The organism is Terriglobus sp. TAA 43 (assembly GCF_000800015.1).
GTDB lineage: Bacteria > Acidobacteriota > Terriglobia > Terriglobales > Acidobacteriaceae > Terriglobus.
This window is the reverse complement of record NZ_JUGR01000001.1, coordinates 2,440,651-2,460,410: the sequence shown is the minus strand read 5'-3', so window position 1 is coordinate 2,460,410 and position 19,760 is coordinate 2,440,651. Positions and strand designations below refer to the sequence as shown.

Below are 19,760 nucleotides of genomic sequence, written 5' to 3'. Positions count from 1 at the left end.
CTTTCGAGCAATGAAAAAGGGCGCAGCCTTGGCTGCGCCCTTTCCTTATGACTAGATCGTTACTTCGAAACCTTGAAGTCCTTCACGGTTACGTCGGTATTGTGTGCCATGCGGATGCCAGCGAAGCCGTCAGTCGACTTCAGCTTGCCATCGCCTACGACCTCTGACTTGTTGTAGGTGGCGACGGTTGCGCCATTGATCATGCAGGAAACGGAGTCGCCCTTCACCTGCATGGCGATCATCTGGGTTACCGGCTCGCCGGGGCCTGCAGCCTTATGCACGGCATCGTTTGCTGTGGGGCGGCGTCCACCCAGTTGGAAGGCATCGGGCGAGAATCCGCGCACGATGAAGGTGCCGTTGCCATATGCGGCGCAATACAGGCCGTTGCCGCCTTCACCTGCGATAGCGATGCCGTAGGGATGCGGATGGTCGTTGCGGTTCATGTACTGCGCTTCCGTGAACGTTGCGGAAACGGTGTAGTCACCTTTGAGGGCCTTCTTGCTGTCCCAGTAGGTGAGCGCGGGGCCGGTCATAATGTGGAAGCCACCGGCTTCGGCCTTGAAGCTGGAGTCCTTTTCGCTTTGGCCCTGCTTGATGGCGCCAGCGTCCACGGTTGCCTTCCATCCGGAAACGAAGACGCCGCCGTCCTTGATGGGAGTCGCTTTTTCTTCGTGCTGCATAGCGCCCGCGGGAGCCTGTGCGTAAAGCATCACGGGGGCGAGTGCTAGGAGGGTGCTACAGAGTACCTTATGCATGACGTGTGTATCCTGTGCCGCTGAGATGGTGGCGGAGGGGCCGCCGACGTTCGGCACTCATTCTACTGCGGTTCGTGTGCATGCTGCGCAAAATCCGCTGGAAATCGCGTTATGCTCACAGCACCGACCATGCGAATTCTCCCCGCCGTAGTTGCGTTGTGTGTCTCCGTCTCTGTTGCTATCGCGCAGAAGCCGTTCAGCGTGGCGGATGCGCTGTCTGCTCCGTTTATGAATCAACTGACTGCTGCGCCGTCGAAAAGCCGCGTGGCGTGGTTTGTCGATGACGAGGGGAAGCGCAACGTGTGGGCTGCGTCGCCCTCAGAGAAGGCACGTTCGCTGACCCATTACACGCAGGATGATGGACAAGATATTGACGACATCATTTGGTCGCCGGACGGTGAGCGCGTGGCTTACACGCATGGCACCGGTCCGGACGGCAGTGAGCATCCGGTGGCGGCGAATCCGGCGCATCTGCAGGAGGACGTGCAACAGCGGGTGGATATTGCTACGTGGGATGGTGCTGTGCGCGTTGTGGGCGCGGGGCATAAGCCTGTGTTTTCTGTGGATGGCAGGCGGATGTTTTATCTGCATGAAGGAAAGATTTATGCCGCAGATGTTACGGATGCCGCAAAGCAGCCGGAGCAGCTTGTGATTGCGGAGGGTCATGCGTCGCAACTTCGGCCTTCTCTGGATGGCGCGAAGCTGGCGTTTGTTTCAGAGCGCGGCGACCACAGTTTCATCGGCGTGTTTACGTTTGCAACGAAGACGTTGGAGTATGTCGATCCAGGCACCGGAAAAGATCATGATCCGGTGTGGTCCGCAGATTCGCGGCGGATCGCGTTCATCCGTGAGTCGCCTGTGTTGACGGAACTTGATCTGCGCTGGATGCGAAGTGTGCCGGTGCCGTGGTCGATCCGGATGGCGGATGTTGCGAGCGGTGAAGGCAGGCAGATTTGGCAGGCGGACAAGGGTACGGGTTCGCTGTTTCACGAGATGGTGGCGACGAACCAGTTGCTGGGCATGAAGGATGGCCGGATTGTTTTTGCGTGGGAGAAGACGGGATGGCTACACCTTTACTCACTGCTGCCTGGGGAGAAGCAGGCAAAGGAACTGACACCCGGTGAGTTTGAGATCGATGACGTTGTCACGGATGGCGAACGGATCGTTTACAGCAGTAATCAAGTAGCAGAAAAGTCCGACGACATCGACCGAAAACACATCTGGTCTGTGGAACAGAATCGCCCTGCTCCTGAGCCAGCCACATGGGGGACGGGACTGGAGACGAATCCGACAATCCTTGCGAACGGGCAGATGGCTGCGATGCAGGCAAACTGGCGTGTGTCATTCGCGCCTGTCCTCCTCATGCCACGCCCTTTTCAAAAAGGACCTCTGTTCCACACTTGTGCGATCAATGGACTTCAACGTGACATCAATCGATGTGAAGCAGGAGCAGGGTTAACCCCACTCGTGCCCTACCACGCGAGCCCTGCTCATTTGCAACGATCCACGGTATTTGTTGAACCGAAGATGGTCGTGTTTCCTGCAAGTGATGGGCTTTCGATTCATGGACAGTGGTTTTTGCCCACGAACGCGAAGCCGGGCGACAAGCTACCGACGATTGTTTTCTTTCATGGTGGATCGCGGAGGCAGATGCTGCTGGGTTACAACGCCATGCAGTATTACGCGCAGGCTTATGAACTGAATCAATACTTCGTGTCGCGTGGGTATGCGGTGTTGAGTGTGAACTATCGCAGTGGCACTGGCTATGGCATGGAGTTTCGGCAGGCTAAGGATTATGGCGTCTTCGGCGGCTCGGAGTATCGCGATATTGAAGGTGCGGTGAAGTGGTTGAAGGCGCAGCCGAATGTGGATGCGAAACGCATCGGCGCATGGGGCGGCAGTTATGGCGGGTACATGACGGCTCTTGCACTTGCGCGTGATTCTGCGGATTTTGTAGCCGGTGTCGATCTGCATGGTGTCCATGACTGGTCGTTTGAGATGGATTCGTGGAAGCAGACCAGCGATCCGAATTACGATGCGGCGGCGCGGGCGAAGATTGCGTTTGCTGCTTCGCCCATGGCAGATGTGGCGAAGTGGAAGTCGCCCGTGTTGTTGATGCAGGGCGATGACGATCGCAATGTGTTGTTCGGGCAGACAGTGCGGCTGGCCGCGGCTTTGCGTGCCGAAGGCGTTGATGTAGAAGAGAAGATCTTTCCGGATGAGGTACACGATTTTCTGCTGCACCGGAACTGGGTGGCGGCGTATCAGGCTGCGGCTGATTTCTTTGACCGGAAGTTGAAGGGGAAGTAGCGAAACACGCCTTCCTTTGCAAGTCTTGGGAAAGAAAGCGATTTCGTTTCGAGCGAAGCTCTGGCGACGGGTGTTTCCGGTTACGCGGTCCCTCCGCATGGCCTGTTTTCCCACTTTGGAACGACGTGTTGATGAGGTGATTGTTTCTCAAGCCGGGCTTGGCTGCGTCAAACTCTCCAGCTGATTCTTTCCCGATCCCTGCATCCAAGCAAAGGCACATTGCAAGATTTCCCGGAGGCAGGGCAGTAGATGAGTTTGGCGGCGTGGATTGCGGCGCACGGATACGTGACGGTGCTGGGGCTGCTGATGCTGTCCTCTTTGGGATTGCCGCTACCGGCGGGGCTCGCGCTGATTCTGGCCGGTGCTTCCGCGCATGGTGGGTTGTTGCGCGCTGGGGTACTGATCCCACTGGCGATACTCGCTGACAATCTTGGCGCAAGCATTCTTTACACCGGCGGCCGGCTGACGGGGTGGTGGCTGTTGGGGCGGCTGTGTCGGCTGACGATGGACCCAGAAAACTGCATCTTCCGGTCCGCGGATTTCTTTTATGAACGCGGGCCCCGGGTGCTGTTGATTGCGCGGTTTTTGCCCGGATTGAATAGCATGGCGCCGCCGCTTGCAGGCAGTTTGAACATGCGTTTTTGGAAGTTCTGGCAGTTGGACGTGTTGGGCGCGGCACTGCATGTGTGTGTGTGGACGGGGGTTGGATATTTCGCCAGCCGCTACATCAAAGTGGTGACGAATGCCCTAGCTGTGGTGGGCCATGTTGCCGTCGGCTTTGTGTTGTTGATCTTGGCAGGTTATGCAGCGCTTTGGGTCTTTGTTTCGTTGCGCGACCGCCGCTACCGTAATGTGCATCGTATCTCTGCGGATGAGGTGGTGCGGCGGCTGGAAAATCCTGATCCGTGCCATCCGATTGTGATTGCGGATGTGCGTTCCCACGGTTATTACGACCCCGGGATGCTGCGGATCAAGAACAGCATTCGGGTGGAACCGAATCGGCTGGGGGTGGAGCTGGACGCTTTGCGCGAGACGCTGGCGCCGGAATGCGATATCTACGTGTACTGTTCGTGTGTGCGGGATGCCACAAGCATTCGGATTGCATACGCAATGGAATCGCGTGGCACAAAGGTACACGTAATTGAAGGTGGGCTGCGCGCGTGGCTGAAGGCTGGCTGGCCGACAGAGTTAGTGCCTGCCGGAGAGCTCCGGCATTTGCCCCGCTTCGATTAGAGCGCGTGCATATCGTCCATGCAGCGTGCTAGTTTGTCTCCACGGTCATGCTGCGATGGATTGCCAGAACGGCGGCGGTATGCGCTGCGGGATTCCTGTCAGCCCAGATTTGCTGTGCTCAAACTGCAAAAATGGACGATGACAAATCCACATTGCATGTCTATGTGAACCTGGTGCAGATTCCTGTGCTGATTCTGAACGGTTCGCTGCACCAGATTCCACGTATTCCAGACGGCAGTTTCCGAGTCACCATTGACGGGCTTGGGCAGATACATCCTGCACGGATTCGCCTGGAGGGGGAAGACCCTATCAACCTCACGCTGCTTGTGGACCGCGGCAGCGTGAAAGATGACCCACTGTGGAATGACCTTCCGAAATCGGTAGAGCCGTTGATCGAGTCGTTGCGCCCGCGTGACCATATCTCCTTTCTGGCGATGGACGGATGCACGGCGCGGCGATACGGACCGGACATGGCGCCGTTTGATGCAGACTGGATACGCCAGACGGCGAAGACGGTCACGGACATGGTGCCGTTTAGCGGAAAGAAGCAGACCTGTCCGAGGCCGCTTACCTACTGGGAGATGGTGACCTATGCGGCCAAGAAGCTTTCGCAATTTCCGGGAAGAAAGATTCTGGTGACGCTTGGCCCGGGCGCCAAGCTGGATCAGCGACTGGCGCAGGACATCCATGGGCTGCTTACACAAAACAGCATTACGATGTTTCCCATCGTCCACTCTTCCGCGATGACCATCAACATTCCTTATAGCGTGGGACGGCAAGGCCGTGGACAGACCCAGATTGTGCCGTCGATGAATCCGGGTGTCGATACAGACGCAGTGCAGGCGATGACGACGCAGGCTGAATTAAGTGGTGGCATCCTGCTGGGAACTTCAACCCAAGGGTTCGGGAAGTCTTTGGCGCAGCCAGTGGATTTTGCGCGCGGCCGGTACATCATCGAATTTCCGCGGCCGGACAAGCTGCCACCCGGGATTCATTACATCCAGGTGGAGGACGGGCATCCGCGCGATCTCATTCGGATTGCGGGAATTTCCGTCCCGATTGCAGCGCCGAATGAAATGCAGGATCCCACTGTGGAGCATGGCACGCTGATGGCAACGAAAGAGGCTGCCGCGGATAGCGGTGCGGCTTCGCATGGGTCGGCACAGGATTTTGACGAGGAGAAGCCGCCGACGGCTGCGACACCGCCAGCACCCGTGGCCCCGGCTGCTTTGCCAGCGCCTGCCGCTGCTCCGCCAAGTACTGGTCCAGATGTAGCGAGGCCGGTCGCGCCGAAATCTCCACAGCCGGATCCCACAGATATTACAGGCGATCTGCAGGCCCCGCGGTAATGCGCGAAACCCTCGTAGAATAAGGGTGTGGGCGTGATGGGACAGTTCGATGTGCTGGTGGTGGGTGCTGGGCATGCCGGTTGTGAGGCTGCTGCTGCCTCGGCACGCATGGGCCTGAGCACCGCGCTGTTCACGTTGAGCGTGGAGATGGTTGCGCAGATGAGCTGCAACCCCGCGATCGGCGGCATTGCAAAGGGACATCTTGTACGCGAAGTGGATGCGCTCGGTGGCGTGATGGGCGAAGTGGCTGACGCCTGTGGCATTCAGTTCCGTCTGTTGAACACATCGCGCGGCCCTGCTGTGTGGTCGCCGCGTGCGCAGTGCGATAAGGCGATGTATCGCGTGAAGATGCGCGAGGTGCTGGCGCGTGTGCCGAATCTTTCCGTGGTGGAAGCGGAAGTTGTTGACGTGGTTCTGGAGGACGGTGGCGAATCAGCGCCGCGGCGCTGTGTTGGATTGAAGCTGCGCGATGGGTCTGAGGTCCGAGCTAAGGCTGTTGTTATTACTACTGGTACGTTCCTTAACGGCCTGATTCATTGCGGTGAAGAACGCACCAGCGCGGGACGTACTCCAACAGAAGCTGCGAGTGTTTTTCTTGGCGAGAACCTGAAGAAGCTGGGGTTGCGTGGATGCCGTTTGAAGACAGGAACGCCGCCTCGGCTGGATGGCCGCACCATTGACTGGTCGAAGTTTGAAGAGCAGCCGGGCGATGACGATCCCACGCCGTTTTCGTTCCGCTCGAAGCAGGTTCCGCAGTTGCGGCAGGTGTCCTGCCACATTGCTTACACCACGCCTGCGTTGTTGCAGTTGATTCGCGATAACGTGCATCGGTCAGCGATGTACTCGGGACGGATTGAAGGCATTGGACCGCGCTACTGTCCTTCCATTGAAGACAAGATTGTTCGCTTTCCGGATAAGGAGCAGCATCAGTTCTTCCTGGAGCCGGAAGGACTGAACACCGATGAGGTGTACATCAACGGCATGAGCACGTCGCTGCCCCGCGATGTGCAGTTGCAGATGGTGCGTTCGATTCCGGGTCTTGAGAATGTGACGATGCTGCGACCGGGTTATGCGATTGAGTATGACTCGATTGATCCCACGGAGCTGGATCGTGCGTTGAAGGTGAAGTCGATTGATGGGCTTTATCTTGCTGGGCAGATCAATGGCACCAGCGGCTATGAAGAGGCTGCGTGTCAGGGTTTGATGGCGGGTATTAATGCGGCGCTTGCAGTGAAGGATGAACCTGCGTTCACGCTGGATCGCACAGAGGGTTACACCGGCATTCTGGTTGACGACCTGATCAGCAAGGGAACGAATGAGCCTTACCGCATGTTCACCTCGCGGGCGGAGTTTCGTTTGCATTTGCGCATTGATAATGCTGATCGTCGTCTGACTCCGCATGGGCGTCGGCTTGGATTGATTGAGGATGACGCGTGGGCGGATTATGAAGCGCGTCAGGCTCGCATGGCTGCGATGACGGTTTTGTTGGAGACGCAGCGCGTTAGCGAATCAGCGAGTCAGCCGGTTAGCTTGATGCTGACTGAGTTGGTGGATGGTTCTGAGGTTGTGTCCACTGCTTCGGTCCGGGGTCAGACTTACGCTCAGTTGTTGAAGCGGCCTGAAGTCCGTGTGGAGATGCTGGTTCCGTTTCTGCGCGAGGAGATCGAGAAGATTGCTGACTTGCGCGAGTATGCGGATGAGGCGATGACTTCGCGTGTGCGTAATGAACTTCGTGCAGTAGAGACGGAGATCAAGTTTGCGGGCTATCTGGAGCAGCAGCGGCGGTCGATTGAAAAGCTGAAGAAGGCCGAGGGGCACGTGATCCCGGCTTCGTTTGTGTATCGCGGTATCAGTGGGCTTTCGCGCGAGATGCAGGAGAAGCTGGAGCGTGTGCGTCCGCAGACGATTGGGCAGGCGAGCCGCATTCCCGGCGTTACGCCTGCAGCGGTTACGCTGATCCACCTGTTGATTGAGGTGGAAGGGCGGAAGACTGCTAAGGTCTAGCAGCCCTATCCCTACAACTTATTGTTGGCCTTTGCGGTAGTCGGCTACGTTGGCGTTGTGTTCGCTGATGTTGCTGGAGAAGCGAGTGTGGCCAGTGTTGTCCGCTACGAAGTAGAGGGCTTCGGTGTCGACCGGATGCAATGCGGCTTTAAGCGCTGCGGCTCCTGGTGAGCAGATCGGCGCGGGCGGCAGGCCTGGGTGTTTGTAGGTGTTGTATGGGGAGTCGCGGTCGAGGTCACTGCGATGAATGACGCCAGTCCAATGTCCTGCGAGTATCGCGGCGTAGATAACCGTTGGATCTGTCTGCAATGGCATGTTGCGGTTTAGACGATTGATGAAGACGCCTGCCGCTTGCGTGCGTTCGTCGTCGAAGTGAACTTCTTTTTCTACAAGTGATGCGAGCGTTACGGTCTGTGCGAGCGAGGTGCAGAGGCCGGCGCATGCCTGTGGCTGTTGAAGATCGAGCAGCGCTGTTTCTTTACGGAAACGGCGGACCATCGTGTCGAGCATGGTGCGCATCGTGGTGTGTCGGCTGAAGCGATAGGTATCAGGGTAGAGAAAACCTTCGAGCGTCTGCGCGTTCGGTGACAGATCAGCGATGAGGTCTGTGTTCTTTTGCGTGGCTTCCAGGAAAGCGGCGTGGGTGCCGAGACCTGCAGCTTCAATGGCTGTGGCGATGTCGTAGACGTTGAAGCCTTCAGGGATGGTGACGGCGCGTGTGTAGACGTCTCCGCGTGCGATGCGCTGATAGACCGTGAGTGCGGAGGCGGGATCGGCGAAGCGGTATTCGCCTGCTTTGAGGTTGCCACCTTTCCAAACACGAAGAATCAGGAAGGCATAACGCGTACGGATGACGTGCGCGTCCTGAAGCTTTTGCGCCATGGCTTGCGTGCCGGTGCCGACGGGAAGATCGACGAAGGTTTCCTGCGACGGCGTAATCGGCGCGTAGACAAGGTAAGCGGCACCGCCTAAGGCGATGAGGACGAGCAGGAGAAGGAAGCCAAGGAACTTCACGTGGTTAGGTTCGCAGTTTGATGACGGCGGAGCAAGTGGCTATGTAACGTCTTTGCCATACTTCGTTGCTTGAATCCATTGTGAGTTGGTTCGATATGTTGCTTCCGTTTCAGATGGTTGGGAGTTGTAAGTCCTTCGAGCAGATACCAGATTGGGAAATCCACTGATTTACGAAAGAAAAAGCTTGCCAACGTCTTGAGCTGGGGCGAATATAAGGCGAAGAAAAAGTCGTTAGGATAGTGGGTATACCCCTGCCACTTCTTTCAATACAGACTTACGACTTTCGATTTTTTCTCTATTGAATTCGCGTTGACTTGGTTTTTTGCGAGAACTTACTTTCTCAAAACCAACATGACGCCATGAGACGCCGCACACGATGTGCGGAGAACCTGCGGGTTTCGCGCGGGCATAAGCCCCCTTATGCCTTCTCCCGGGAGACGCGAAATCTGTATGACGACAACCCGTTGCGAAGGTGGCCGACTGGCCGGAGAGCCAGCCACATTCGCGGCACAACAGACCGGAGATCGACCTTGGAGAAACGAGGCGGGTACCGGTGATGAAGGTGAGACAGAAGCATGAATTACTTGCGCAGGGACTTGAAGGTGTGTGAGGGGTGCGGAGGACTTTGGGTCCGCACTGGAGTGGCTGCAGGCGTCTACTGCCGGCATTGCACCCCCCGAATGGCCGAACTTCCAGCGCGGCGAAAGCTGCGTCCGGGACGGCCGTGCCGGGCCTCGCGAATGGTGCAGACAAACAAACAAGGGGGTGCAGCATGAAGCTTCTGCAGATGCCAAGCAAGAGGCAGTCGATGGGTGTTGGCGCGGACGAACAGCAGAACGTTCTCACGCATGTTTGGGCGACGGACGGGGCTCTTGCGCATGCGGTGGCTCCGGCTCCAGTGGCGCAGCAGACGGAGGAGGAGCGCGCAGCTCCTGTGTTCCGCAAACTGTTGGCACCGGGCACGGCTTTCTACCGGTCGTACACCGAGGCGATGCTTCGACGCTACGGTGTGCTGTCGATGGAGAGCGGGCGTGTGCCTTCGTTGCTGGGTCGCGAGATGTTTCGTGGCAAGGTGACGAGCTATCGGGTGCATGCGTTCGACGACGTGGTGATCTTTGTCCATGACGTGGATCGCTGCATTGCAGAGCTGGAGCCGGAACAGCAGCGGTTGATCCTTCGAATCGGCGTGCAGGAGTACACGTTGGAAGAAGCGGCGTCGATGTTCCGTTTGAGTCTTCGTTCGGTGCAGCGGCGTTACTTCCAGGCGCTGGATGAACTGACCTCAATCTTCCTGCGGAAAAAGCTGTTGGAAAGAATTGCCTCTGATCCTTGTCAAGAGGGCGAGGCTACGGTGAAGCTGGTAAGTCACTCTCCTGACGAGAGTTGCGAGCCAAAATTTGTTGGCATGTAATTTCCGTGCCAATTGTTATTCTGAATAGGCGAGAAAGAAAGCGGGGGCCGAGCCACTGCGAGACACTCGTCAAAATCTGGCGGTAATGGACACGGAGAACGCTTGCGTTCTCCGTGTTTTGTTTTGTGGTGGCTCCCCGATGTTGGTGAGAGCGTGGCGAAGGTAAAGAGAGCAAACGGCAAGAGTGTGCGACCGGTGTGCAGTCGTGTCCGCAGAAAAACAGAAGCAGCCGAGTCGGACTCTGTGACGTCGGTGAAGGAAATCGTTGCAGTGCGGCGAGCGCCGAGACCAAGTGGTTGTCAAAAATTTGTTCGGCGCGAGATAGCGGATGCGCTTCCACAGATTTGCACGATGCTGCTGACACGGACGATTCAAGATGGCGATCTGGCGTCGTTGAAGCTGCTGATGCAGATGGCCCTGGAGACGGGTGGGGCGGAACAGTCCGGGAGTAAGCGGACGACAGGGTTTGCGCGAAAGATGTTGGCGGGCTTCCGAGCGTGGGAGGCCCGCGAGACGGAATTGAAGCGGGATTGTTGAGGAGACTAAGAGTGAGAATGCGCGAGAGATCAAGCGGAAGCCTGTGGCGGGCCGGATGGCCGCCTACGTGGGTACTGCTGTGGCTGGTGTTGGCGCTGGGAGTTGAGCATCGAGCGTTGGCGCAGGTGGCTACGACGACGGTGAGCGACACGGTGTATCAGGCAGATGGAACTCCGGCTTCGGGAACGGTGCTGGTGAGTTGGCCCGCGTTCACAACTGCCTCAGGGCAGAGTGTGCCGAAGGGAAGCACGTCCGTGACGTTGAGTGCGGGTGGTGTGTTGACTGTGTCGCTGGCACCGAACGTATCGGCGACTCCGGCAGGCACCTATTACACCGTGGTGTATCACCTGAACGATGGCTCGACGAGCCGTGAGTACTGGGTGGTGCCGGTGAATAGTTCGCCGGTTAAGTTGACTGCTGTGCGCAACACAGTGCTGCCGACCAGCGTGGCGATGCAGACGGTGTCAAGGCAATATGTGGACCAGGCGATTGCGCGTGCAGCGCTTACTGGCGCTGTGCCAGAGGATGCTTCGCCCTACGTCCAGAAGACCGGCGATACGATGACCGGTGCTTTGGTGCTGCCGGGCGATCCGACTTCAGGATTGCAGGCCGCGACGAAGAGTTATGTGGACGCGACAACAACTGGCCTGCAGGCGGGGATGGCACAGAAAGTGTCGCTTATACCGCAGGCGACGCAGACGGTGACACAGCCTGCGGGAACCCAACTGCGAGTGAATCTGCTCAATGGAAGCGTCTATGCGAAGTCGTACCAGACGCAGGGTGCTTCTGATGGTATTGCAAACGCGTTTGCAAGCAGCGATTGCTCAACATCATGCACCGTGGTGGCTGATCCGTCGTATAGCGGCACTGAGCCAGCGACGGTGACACGTGACGGCGGTCGCGTCATCGATCAACGTTTGAATAACAACGACGAGTACACACTGAATGCCCGCGGTGGCTATGGACATAGCCTGAACACCACGTGGACGATGGGCGCGTCTGCTCGAAAGGTAAACGGTTTCAACCTGGCGAATCAGTTCGCTCTTTCGATCACGGCGAATGCTCTCGCCGGTGGCAACAATACCTTTCTGCAAGGTTCTACCGTTACGCCGTATTTCAAGACGACATACGGTGCGGTGAGCATCCAGGGAAGGAACAATACGCAGGGGCAGCATGTGCTGGAGAGCCGCGAACAACGCTGCTACGGCGTGGGCGACTGCCTTATGGGTTCACAGTATCTCTACAACTCCGGTGGCGTTCGTGATGATGGTGATGAAGGATCGCATCCTTACGACGTCCAGATTTCGGAAGACACGAGCGTGTTTACAGGCACGTGTGCCACTGGATGCACAAGCGGTTCGACGCAGTTGACGACAACGGCTACTACGGGCGGCGGGACACAGGGTGACGGACGATATCTGATTGATAAGGCGCCATCGAAGACACTGTCTGCAGGACTGATTGTGGGACAGGGTTCGAATACCGTACATTCCTCAGTGCAGTTCAGTGGGACATCGTTTGCACTGAGCACCTTCTTCACGACAGCATCGGCGGCGCTTTCGCAGAGCAATAACATGGCTCCTGGGACGGTGACGCTTCCTATCGTTACGAGCGGTGTGAGCACAGGATATTCGACCAACACTGCAAATGCGCCTGCGGGGTCAGGCATTGCCTGCGTTGTGGATCCTCTTGGGACGGCAAGTGCCGACGGCTTTGAGATGGCGCCGTATACGGTGATGGATGGTAGCCACATCCAGCTCACGCTGAATAAGCCGAAGTTTGCCGGAGCGACGATTGCAATCGGTGGCCTTTGTGGTTACGGCATCGAGCAGACTGCAGATACGGCGGGCACGATACGACAGTTGTTCCCGGTGATTGGTTCGATCACACCGACGATGCTTCTCTATTCGTCGCTTGCGACCCCCAACCTGGGCAAGCAACAGGGGCCAAGCGCTTTTGCAAATATCACTTCGACAATCACATCGTTGCAGAGAAGTGGCAATGTCGTGACCGCGACCATTGCATCGGCTTTTCCCGCTGACTTGAACAGTCTGAAGCTCACCATTGCGGGCGCGACCGATGCGAGTTTCAATGGCACGTTTGCGATTACGTCGACAGCAGCGAATCAGTTTACTTATGCACAGACGGGACCCAACGCGACGAGTTCCGGAGGTACTGCGAGCTACCAGAATGGTGGCTATGTTCTTTATCCGATGGCGGAAGTGCTGAGCGTGATGAACGCGTCGACGAACACGGTGGATGGGACGTTTGTTCTTGCACCGAATACGGTAGCGTGGGCGGCGGGCGATCCCGTGGAGCAACCGCACTTTTTCCAGTTGCGTGAGAATAGCGACGTCTCTTTCGTCACACAGTACATGCCGCGTGGCATGTTGGAACAGCACGCTGGTATTCAGTTCGATGGAGTCGTGGGCGCGGGTGTTACCGGATGGATGGTAAATAACAGTGCGAATGCAAACCAGTACTACGGCAGTGGAGGAACACACATACCTCCGCAGGCTGCGTTGCAGGTGAAAGGCGTTTGGACTGATGCATTAGACATGCAGGCGGGCGAGACATCCGCTATTCATGTGCGTTGCAATTCGCATGGATGTGCGAACTGGAACTCCACCTTTAGTTTGCTGAACCTGCAGAGCAGCGCTGGTGCGGATACGGTGAACTATTCACCGTCGACTTCGACGCTAACGTTCTCGATGCGTGGGACACCGTATGTCATCTCCCCGACGGGTCTGACTGCAGGAACGATTAACGCGACGACACTGAATGTTTCGCGCATCAATGGCATGCAAACAGCGACCGCTTCTGATGTGGGTGGCGTGACCTTGGGACCAATGGCCTCCAGCTCGGTGCTGGCGAATGTGGCGACGAGTGGTAGCGCAAGTGATTTGACGAGTGGAACGCTGGATCCTGCACGTTTGCCGGCAAATGCGGGTATTTGTGCGAGCAACGTGTCCTATAGTGCAAATCCGACCTTCGCTGTGACTTGCGCTAATGCAACGTTTCACATGCCGTTGACAGGAAACGTGACGAACGAGACGTTCACTGGTTTAACGGCGGGGCAACGCATAACGCTGATCTTCCAAGTGGGTAGTACCCCGGGATATACGGTGGCGTGGTCATCGCAAGTGCATGGAGGGTTTGTGACCAACGGCACGAGCGGCGCAGCAGGTTATACCCAGGCAGGTAAGTATCTTGTGCAACAACTGGTAGTGGATACCGATGGGGTCACGCTTTTGAATCCTGGAGCGATTAATGAGTAAACGAAATATCGATACACGCAACACGGTGAGAGGGGCAGCCAAATGGCTGCCTCTTTTATTTGCGGGACTGTTCGCCGCCGGAGTCCATGGACAGACAACTGGTGTGGCGCCGCTGATGAGTGGCGATTGCAGCGTAGCAAGCAATGGTGTGGCGACCTGCACCAAGACCAATGGAGTCGCGTTTGCTGCTTCTGCTACGACTGACACTACCAATGCTGCAAACATCTCGAGTGGGACATTGCCAGCAGCACGCATGTCCGCAATTACAGGAGATGTGACGAAGGCGGCAGGCGTTGCAACTTCCACTGTCACGGGAGTGAATGGAGCAAGTGTTCCGACGACCGCTGGAATCGCTGCGACGAATGCGTTGGGCCAGATTGTGGCGGCGACAGCGACGCAGGGACGTGCGCTGGTTTGCTCGGGCACCCAATCTCAGTACTACTATTGCGATCCTTCCACGGGCGCGTGGTCTGCGGTGGCTTCCGTTCCTGCGGTAAGTTCTGCCGTGGCGATTACAGGGGGTTCGATCAACGGAACGTCGATTGGTGCTACGGCGCAAAGCACCGGATCGTTCACAACAATCCAGGCATCTGGCAAGGCCGGTTTGAGTGGGGGATCCGTGTTGTGCGCAGGATTGCAGCTCGGAGCGTCTGTGACCTGTCCGACGACCTTTCAGTTTCTTGCGTCTGCTGCTGGCGGTGGACAGATTGGGTGGGAGACATCGGGTGGCGCAGCGAATGCCAAATTGTGGGATGCGCTCGCAGGCACCAACACGCTGATGTTCCGCATGGTGAACGATGCGAACAGTAGTGCGAATTCGTGGCTGACCGTTACACGTAACGGCATTGCGCCTGTTTCAGCGATGTTTAACGAAGTCGTGAACAGCAGTGCAACGTCGGGCGGATTCAACGCACCTCTGTACACGCCGGCGTCGTCCAGTGCGACTTGTACAACGGGCACCGTGGCGTGGGACGCGAGCTATCTGTATGTGTGCCGCGCGGCGAATACGTGGTCGCGCGCTGCATTGAGCGCTTTCTGAGTCGGTTCCGGAGATCGAAGCATGGATCAGTGGAGTGAATTTGCTTCGTTGCTGCAACAGCCAAAGGGCACGCTCTTCCTTGCAGAGCACATGCTGTGCGTGCGGGATCGTTCTGGTCTGCTGAAACCACTACGAGCCAATGTTGCGCAACGTAGATATGAAGCGCGGCGTGATGCGGAAAACATTGTGCTGAAGGCGCGGCAGATGGGGATGAGTACCTGGATCGCAGGACGGTTTCTGCTGAAAACGTTGTTCATTCCGGGGACAACGACGTTGATGGTGGCGAATACGCAGGAGAGTGCGGAAGCCCTCTTTGCGATGGTGCAGCGGATGTGGGAGAACCTGCCCACTCCGTTGCAGTCGGGTATTGGAAAACGTGGTCGTGCGAATGCGCGACAGATGACGTTCCCCGCGATGGATTCTGAGTTTCGTGTGGCGAGTGCAGGGGAGCCGAATGCGGGACGCGGGTTGAGTGTGACCAATCTGCACTGTAGCGAGATGGCGCGATGGCAGGGCGATTCGTCGGAAACATTGGCGGGGCTGCGTGCGGCGTTGGCGCCGGGCGGTGAGCTGGTGTTAGAGAGTACTCCGAATGGTGCGTATGGCTGCTTCTATGAGCAGTGGCAGCAGGCGGAGACGAGCGGGATGGTGCGGCACTTCTTTCCGTGGTGGTATGAGCCGGCGTATGTGGGTGCGCGGGTTGCGGACTTCACGGAGGAGGAAGAGGTGCTGGTGCAGCGCGAAGGGCTCACGGCGGAGCAGGTTGGGTTTCGCCGTGAGCTCGCGCGTCGATTTGGTGCGATGCGTGTGCAGGAGTTCGCAGAGGACGCTGTTAGCTGCTTCCGCGAGAGTGGTGATTGCTTCTTCGATCGGGATGCATTGGCTGCTTGCGCGAAGGATATGAATGCGCCGATGGATGTGCGCCGCAACGGAGCACTGCAGGTATGGCTGCCTGCGGTGCCTGGTCGCAGGTATATTGCTGCGGTGGATGTCGCAGGCGGTGGCAGTGGAGGCGACTATAGCGCAGTGCAGGTAGTGGATATTGCCACAGGAATGCAGTGCGCGGAGTTGCAGATGAAGATGTCTCCGCGTGATCTGGCCAAGGCGGCAGCGGAGATTGCGCATGAGTATAACGGCGCGATGCTCGTAGTGGAACGGAACAATCATGGGGCTGCGGTGCTGGCTTATCTGGAGCAGGAACGTGGCGCGAATGTGTTTGTGGATCGCGATGGGTTGCCGGGGTGGTTGACGGATGTTGCTTCGCGACCGCGGATGTTGAGCGCGTTGGCGGTGTTGTTGTCTTCTTCTCGGTCGTTGTTCCAAGGTGAGCGGCTGTTGGCGGAGATGCGGAGCTTTGTTGTGGATGAACGCGGGCGGCCTGCGGCTGCGGTCGGCTGTCATGATGACCTGGTGATGAGTATGGCAATTGCGCAGGCTGTACGCGCGAGGATAGCTTAGGCGTTGGCTCTAGTATGCTTCCGGTTGAGGTGATTCGTTGGCGGTGCAGGCAGTACAGGCGATTCGCAGGATGCGAGGCGGTGCGCAGAGCCAGTTGATGCTGGGTGCAGACGGCAACCTGTGGGTGGTGAAGTTTCGCAATAATCCGCAGGGCGAGCGCGTGTTGGCGAATGAGTTGATTGCGACGCGCATGGCTGAGGCGGTCGGATTGACGGTCCCTCTGTCAGACGCGGTGGATGTGAGTGGATGGCTGATTCGGAACTCGCCCGAGATGTGGGTGGATGCTGGCCGCGGTGAGCGTACGGCATGTTCGGAGGGGTTGGCGTTCGGTTCGCAGTTTGTGGGTGGATTGATGCCGGGGCAGGTGGTGGACTACCTGCCGGAAGAGTTATTGCCGGAACTTCGGAATCTTTCCGAGTTCGCGGGGATGCTGTGCATTGATAAATGGACTGGCAATAGCAACGGGCGTCAGGCGGTATTTACGCGGAAGCCTAGAGAGCGAAAGTATCGCGCGGTGTTTATTGACCAGGGGTATTGCTTCCATGCGACGGAGTGGAAATTTCCTGACTCGCCGTTGCGCGGTGTGTACATGCGTAACTGTGTGTATGAGTGGGTGACAGGTTGGGATAGTTTTGAGCCCTGGATCACGCGTGTGGAAGAGATGCAGGCGGAGACGCTGTGGGCCATTGCAGAGGTGGTGCCACCGGAGTGGTACGGCGATCCATCAGAGTTGGAATCGCTGATGGAGGCCATGCTGAAGCGACGTTCGCGTGTGCGGGAGTTGATTACCTCGTTTCGTGAGAGCTCGCGAAATCCTTTCCCGAATTGGGGAAAGGTAGGAAGAATTGTGGTGCCGGGGGCTTTTGCGGAAGTTGAAGCGGCGTCTAAGTTTGTTATGTAAGAGTACGGTAAGGAGAGCGGTTGCCTGAACGGATACAGTGCGAGTTCTTTCTGCTGCGGTATGTGCCGGATGCGGTGAAGAACGAGTTCGTGAACATTGGTGTAATGCTGCGCGAGGCGGGTCGCATCGAGACGACACGGGTGCGATTTACGCGCGACTGGAGCCGTGTTCGCTGCATGGATCCGGATGCGGATACCGCTTTGCTGGAAGCGATGGAAGGCGAGATTGCGGGCCGCGTTCGTGATGGTGGGTATGCGTCGAAGCCTGCGATGCAGTTGTTGGAGGAGTCGCTTTCAACCTCAGTGCAGATTACGGAAGTGCGTGGTGCGCTGGCCGAAAGTATGCCCGCTGAGTTGGAACAGCTGATGCGGCTGTATGTGGAGCCGATGCGCGAGAAGGTCTCGCGGAAGAAGAGTGGGCGTGCGTCGATTGCGGCTTCGATGCGAAGTGAGTTTGAGCGTGCGGGTGCCTGGGATTTGATGCGTAAGAGAATTGCTGCTTCGCAGTACACGCGCGCGGGTGATCCGTTGAAGTTGGATTGTGGCTATCGTTCGGCTGCACTGGTGAGGATGTTCCAGGCGGTGTCGTTGGAAGGCGATTTGGAAGCCGCGAAAGTGCTGGCATTTTCTGTGGATCGTTTGCGGGTTGGAGTGCGCAAGGTGGAAGCTGCGGAGCTTGATCTTGCGGCGATCGTGGAGCCTTTGAAGTTGGTTGCGGGTGATGGTGGTGAGGCAGAGGATCGGTATCGCTTTGGCGTGGAGACTATGGAAGAGCAAGGGCTTCGCGTACTGACGGTGAATGATCTTTCGCGTGTTGCGGAGACAGCACGTCGGGAGTTGCTGGTGTGATCAGCCTCAAGAGACTTTTCGGAAGGTTCGATAAGCGTAAGCCCATCGACTTCGCGGTCGACACACATACAGAGATAGACCGACCGGCGATTGATGCGTTTTTGACGAAGACACTCCCCGAGGAGGAACACGAGTTTATTGAGAGCTACTGGATATCAGACGAAGCTTCAATCCTCGATTGCTCAATGGCTGATCCTGAGGTGCTGATCGAAAACATCAACAATGTGTATGGCATCCGGCTTAGTCTCCAGGAACTTAAGATGTCGTTGCATGTGCTTGTGGATCACGTGAAGGTGTTGAGCCAGTAGCTAGAAATAGAAGATTTATACGAGGGCGCGGCCATTTGGCTGCGCCTTTTTGTTTTGGGTGACGAGGAGGTGGGCGTGGGAGTTGTGGAGCGGGTGCGTGGGGCGATGCGTGGTTGGAAGGGTGATGTGGATGCGACAGGCGAGGGCCAGCGTAAGACTCAGATGTTGCCAGCGGTGCTGAGTCCGTGGCGGCCAGGTGCAAGTGTGAATGCGTTGCCGAAACCTACGCCTGCAAATCTGCGTCGGTTTGCTGAGATGCCGATGGCGCGGCGCGCGATCAATGTGGTGAAGGATCGCATTGCGAGCATGGATTGGCAGGTGAGAGCGAAGTCGGATGCGGTTGTGAGTGAGGAGCTACAGCAGCGATTGCAGGCCCTTCGCAATGTGTTTGCTGCGCCGAATCCGCATGATAGTTTTCGTACGCTGTTGGAGCCGCTACTGGAAGATGTGATCGTTGGTGGCTTTGGTGCTGCCGAGATTGAGACTACCGGCGATGCGGATTCTCCCGTGCGGTTGTGGTCAGTGGATGGCGCGACGATTGCCATGGATGGTTCGTGGAATGGGGATGCGGAACAGCCGCGCTATTTGCAGACTGTGATTGGTGCGGCGAAGAGTGTTCCGTTGCTGGATCGCGAATTGATGTACGTGCGGTTGAATGCGCGATCGTACACGCCTTTCGGTCTTGGAAGACTGGAAGTTGCGTTCGAGACGATCAATCACTTCCTCTCTGCGCATCGCTATGCGGCGAAGCTGGCGAGCAATGGTGTGGCGCAGTATGCATTGTGGTTGGACGAGGTGACGCCGCAGCAGCAGGAACGATTGACGCGTTGGTGGCAGGACGAAGTGGAGGGTTCGGCGCAGGTGCCGATTCTTTCTACTAAGACAAAGCCTGAGGTGTTGCGGTTCGCAGGTGGAACGGATGCGGATTTGCGATTGCAGTGGCAGGAATTTCTGCTTCGCGTGATGGCGAATGCGTTTGATCTGCCTCCGATGTTGCTGGGTTTAGAGCATGATGTGAATCGCTCGACTGCTGGCGAGTTGGCAGAGCAGGCGTTTCAGAGTGCCATTGTGCCGGTTGCAAAGTTGGTTGCGGAGCATCTGACGCGCGACGTGATTGCGAAGGCACTGGGATGGACGGATGTTGAGTTTGTCTTTAATGACTTGCTTTCACGAGATTCGGCGGATGAGGCAGACCTGCAGATCAAGCTGTTGAACGCTGGTGTGCTTTCCGTGGGCGAAGTACGGGCGCTGCGTGGATTGCCGATGTTGGAAGCAGCGAGCCAGCAGGTCAGCTAGTGAGCCTGGTTGTTGAGGT

General features: G+C 57.3%; 15 protein-coding genes. 13 read left to right on the top strand and 2 right to left on the bottom strand.

Going from position 1 to position 19,760, the window contains the following annotated elements; translation table 11 throughout:
- Positions 1 to 59: 59 nt before the first annotated feature.
- A complete protein-coding gene (locus M504_RS10540; protein WP_047494443.1) occupies positions 60 to 755 on the bottom strand; it encodes a hypothetical protein in 696 nt (231 codons plus the stop codon).
- 111 nt (positions 756 to 866) lie between these two features.
- Between M504_RS10540 and M504_RS10535 the strand changes: the two genes are divergently transcribed.
- The 4 genes from M504_RS10535 to mnmG all read left to right on the top strand — a co-directional run bounded on the left by M504_RS10535 (position 867) and on the right by mnmG (position 7,651).
- Entirely contained in the window at positions 867 to 3,065 is a 2,199-nt protein-coding gene (locus M504_RS10535) for a prolyl oligopeptidase family serine peptidase (protein WP_052200618.1), read from the top strand.
- A 249-nt stretch (positions 3,066 to 3,314) separates the two neighbouring features.
- Positions 3,315 to 4,298: a VTT domain-containing protein gene (locus M504_RS10530; protein ID WP_047490989.1), complete on the top strand. Its 984-nt coding sequence runs from the start codon at positions 3,315 to 3,317 to the stop codon at positions 4,296 to 4,298.
- Positions 4,299 to 4,429: 131 nt separating this feature from the next.
- On the top strand, positions 4,430 to 5,647 hold the full coding sequence (locus tag M504_RS10525; protein ID WP_047490986.1) for a hypothetical protein: 1,218 nt from the start codon (positions 4,430 to 4,432) through the stop codon (positions 5,645 to 5,647).
- A gap of 36 nt (positions 5,648 to 5,683) precedes the next feature.
- Positions 5,684 to 7,651, top strand: a complete 1,968-nt coding sequence (gene mnmG / locus M504_RS10520) for a tRNA uridine-5-carboxymethylaminomethyl(34) synthesis enzyme MnmG (protein ID WP_047490983.1) — start codon at positions 5,684 to 5,686, stop codon at positions 7,649 to 7,651.
- An 18-nt stretch (positions 7,652 to 7,669) separates the two neighbouring features.
- Here the strand turns inward: mnmG and mltG are convergent, their stop codons facing one another.
- Complete coding sequence (mltG, locus tag M504_RS10515; protein ID WP_047490979.1) at positions 7,670 to 8,665, bottom strand: endolytic transglycosylase MltG; 996 nt, start codon at positions 8,663 to 8,665, stop codon at positions 7,670 to 7,672.
- Between the two features lie 772 nt (positions 8,666 to 9,437).
- On the opposite strand from mltG, the gene M504_RS21295 reads away from it, so the two are divergent.
- The 9 genes from M504_RS21295 to M504_RS10470 all read left to right on the top strand — a co-directional run bounded on the left by M504_RS21295 (position 9,438) and on the right by M504_RS10470 (position 19,741).
- Entirely contained in the window at positions 9,438 to 10,076 is a 639-nt protein-coding gene (locus M504_RS21295; RefSeq protein WP_052200617.1) for a sigma factor-like helix-turn-helix DNA-binding protein, read from the top strand.
- A gap of 351 nt (positions 10,077 to 10,427) precedes the next feature.
- Positions 10,428 to 10,613: a hypothetical protein gene (locus M504_RS22070; RefSeq protein ID WP_156993682.1), complete on the top strand. Its 186-nt coding sequence runs from the start codon at positions 10,428 to 10,430 to the stop codon at positions 10,611 to 10,613.
- Between the two features lie 17 nt (positions 10,614 to 10,630).
- Positions 10,631 to 13,891 (top strand): hypothetical protein, encoded by a 3,261-nt coding sequence (locus M504_RS10500; RefSeq protein ID WP_047490973.1) that lies wholly within the window; start codon positions 10,631 to 10,633, stop codon positions 13,889 to 13,891.
- Positions 13,884 to 14,930 (top strand): hypothetical protein, encoded by a 1,047-nt coding sequence (locus M504_RS10495; protein WP_047490970.1) that lies wholly within the window; start codon positions 13,884 to 13,886, stop codon positions 14,928 to 14,930. Before M504_RS10500 ends, M504_RS10495 begins: the two co-directional genes overlap by 8 nt.
- A 21-nt stretch (positions 14,931 to 14,951) precedes the next feature.
- Positions 14,952 to 16,388, top strand: coding sequence for a terminase (locus tag M504_RS10490; protein ID WP_047490967.1), 1,437 nt, complete (start codon positions 14,952 to 14,954; stop codon positions 16,386 to 16,388).
- A 43-nt stretch (positions 16,389 to 16,431) separates the two neighbouring features.
- Complete coding sequence (locus M504_RS10485) at positions 16,432 to 17,289, top strand: HipA family kinase (protein ID WP_369792908.1); 858 nt, start codon at positions 16,432 to 16,434, stop codon at positions 17,287 to 17,289.
- A 20-nt stretch (positions 17,290 to 17,309) separates the two neighbouring features.
- Positions 17,310 to 18,137 carry a DUF3037 domain-containing protein gene (locus tag M504_RS10480; RefSeq protein WP_047490962.1) on the top strand — a complete coding sequence of 276 codons (828 nt, stop codon included), beginning with the start codon at positions 17,310 to 17,312 and terminating at the stop codon, positions 18,135 to 18,137.
- Positions 18,134 to 18,445, top strand: coding sequence for a hypothetical protein (locus tag M504_RS10475; protein ID WP_047490959.1), 312 nt, complete (start codon positions 18,134 to 18,136; stop codon positions 18,443 to 18,445). The genes M504_RS10480 and M504_RS10475 overlap by 4 nt, the downstream gene beginning before the upstream one ends.
- 75 nt (positions 18,446 to 18,520) lie before the next feature.
- The gene (locus tag M504_RS10470) at positions 18,521 to 19,741 is read left to right on the top strand and encodes a phage portal protein (protein ID WP_047490956.1); all 1,221 of its coding nucleotides are present in this window, start codon (positions 18,521 to 18,523) and stop codon (positions 19,739 to 19,741) included.
- Positions 19,742 to 19,760: the final 19 nt, after the last annotated feature.

Bases quoted from the DNA above. Each gene is read 5' to 3' on its own strand.
- M504_RS21295 (WP_052200617.1), top strand. From the start codon at position 9,438: ATGAAGCTTCTGCAGATGCCAAGCAAGAGGCAGTCGATGGGTGTTGGC.
- M504_RS10525 (WP_047490986.1), top strand. From the start codon at position 4,430: ATGGACGATGACAAATCCACATTGCATGTCTATGTGAACCTGGTGCAG.
- M504_RS10530 (WP_047490989.1), top strand. From the start codon at position 3,315: ATGAGTTTGGCGGCGTGGATTGCGGCGCACGGATACGTGACGGTGCTG.
- M504_RS10500 (WP_047490973.1), top strand. From the start codon at position 10,631: ATGCGCGAGAGATCAAGCGGAAGCCTGTGGCGGGCCGGATGGCCGCCT.
- mnmG (WP_047490983.1), top strand. From the start codon at position 5,684: ATGGGACAGTTCGATGTGCTGGTGGTGGGTGCTGGGCATGCCGGTTGT.
- M504_RS10495 (WP_047490970.1), top strand. From the start codon at position 13,884: ATGAGTAAACGAAATATCGATACACGCAACACGGTGAGAGGGGCAGCC.
- M504_RS10540 (WP_047494443.1), bottom strand. From the start codon at position 755: ATGCATAAGGTACTCTGTAGCACCCTCCTAGCACTCGCCCCCGTGATG.
- M504_RS10535 (WP_052200618.1), top strand. From the start codon at position 867: ATGCTCACAGCACCGACCATGCGAATTCTCCCCGCCGTAGTTGCGTTG.
- M504_RS10490 (WP_047490967.1), top strand. From the start codon at position 14,952: ATGGATCAGTGGAGTGAATTTGCTTCGTTGCTGCAACAGCCAAAGGGC.
- M504_RS22070 (WP_156993682.1), top strand. From the start codon at position 10,428: ATGCTGCTGACACGGACGATTCAAGATGGCGATCTGGCGTCGTTGAAG.